Raw genomic sequence first — 1,523 nt, forward strand, 5'->3', positions numbered from 1 at the left:
CCACTTCACCGTTCACGCCGCCCACGCGGCCTTCGACACCGTTGGCGGTGTTGAACAGGAAGATCTGGCTGCCCGTGGCAGTGTCTTTCAGGCCACTGTCGGTGTTGTCCTGAGTTTCGATCTTGTACGCGATCGAACCGGCGCCATCAGCGCCGAACTGGGCGTTGAACAGGTCGCCGGCTGCCACGGAGCTGGTAGCGTCCTGGCCGAGGTTCGACTCGTCCACCGTCAGCTGCAGGCCCTCGGTGTTGCCCACGGCGATGCTCGGGCCGTCATCGGTGAAGCTGACCCGGCCGCCGAGGTCGAGCGAGCTGCTGGAGGAAGCGCTGTCGCCATCGCGGTCGGTGACCGTCAGGTTGCCTTGCAGTTGCACCAGGCCGGAATCGAGCACGGCGTTCTGGCTGGCGTAGTTGCCGTCGCTGCCCGGTAGTGCATGGTCGACCGCGCTGAACTGGGTCAGGGTGACGACGCCGGTACTGCCGTTCACCGACAGGCTGAAGATGGTGTTCTCGCCGCTGATGCCGGCAGCGCTGGCGGACGTGGATGCGACGATGGCGCCGCCCACGCTGTAGAGGTAGATGGTCGCGCCGCCGCTGGTCAGGCCCGAGTCGGTGCCGTTGCCGCCGACCAGGTTCAGGTTGTAGCTGAGCTGTGTGGTGCCGGCACCATCGCCGCCGTAGTTGGCGGTCACCTGGAAGGCCGAGCTGAAGTCGGTGGTCGCGGTGTCGAAGGCCGCGCCAGCGGTATTGGCGTCATGGGTCTGCAGGAGTACGTCCACACCGTTGTTGGCGGACAGGCCGGCCTGCGGCGCATCGTCGACTATGCCCACGGTCAGGTTGCCGCCGGCCGGTGTGCCGTTGCCGTCGGTGATCACGTAGGGAATGTTGAAGGACAGGGTATCTTCGGAACCCTTCAGCGGATGGTCCACCGGTTGCAGCAGGGTGACCTCGAAGGCGCCGGTATTGATATCGGTGAGGGTCACGGTGAAGACCGGTGTGCCATTGGCACTGCCCGTGAGCACGTGACCATCAGGGCTGACGCTGTAGGTGATGGCGACGCCACCGGAGGTCAGGCCGGGCAGGCCGGCGGTACCCCAGGCGAAGCTGCCGACCCCGTCGGCACCAAAGCTGTAGCCCAGGTTGCCAGTGAAGGTCGAACCCTCGCCCACGCCATTGGGCAGCCCGCCGGGCAGGCCGGCCTCGAATACGCTGGCAGCGCCCGCGCCGGCACTGGGCACGCCATCGGGCGGCACCACGACCGGCTCGGCCTCGGGGCGCACATCCGGAGTGCCATCGAATTCGCGCAGGGGCAAGGGACCGGAGCCGATGGGCCCGGTGGGGAAGCCGATGGTCGGGTCGATATGTCCGCCGACTTCCGTCAGCAGCACGAAGGAGTGGCCGCCACCGGGCTTGCCATTGGCAGCTGCGCCGGCGGCGCTCGGGCCGGCGGCGGTGGCTTCGGCAGCCTGGGTCGGGTCGACGCCGACCAAACAGGACGTCACCGACGTCAAGGCCCTGCAGGCC

Annotated in this window: 1 protein-coding gene; it reads right to left on the bottom strand. The window is 67.8% G+C overall.

Going from position 1 to position 1,523, the window contains the following annotated elements:
* Positions 1 to 1,501 (bottom strand): DUF5801 repeats-in-toxin domain-containing protein (locus tag ACCC94_RS29640; protein ID WP_413353158.1); only part of this gene is annotated, 1,501 nt, incomplete at its 3' end.
* Positions 1,502 to 1,523: the final 22 nt, after the last annotated feature.

Origin of the sequence: Pseudomonas sp. Pseusp97 (assembly GCF_047304025.1) — a bacterium.
Classification (GTDB): Bacteria; Pseudomonadota; Gammaproteobacteria; order Pseudomonadales; family Pseudomonadaceae; genus Pseudomonas.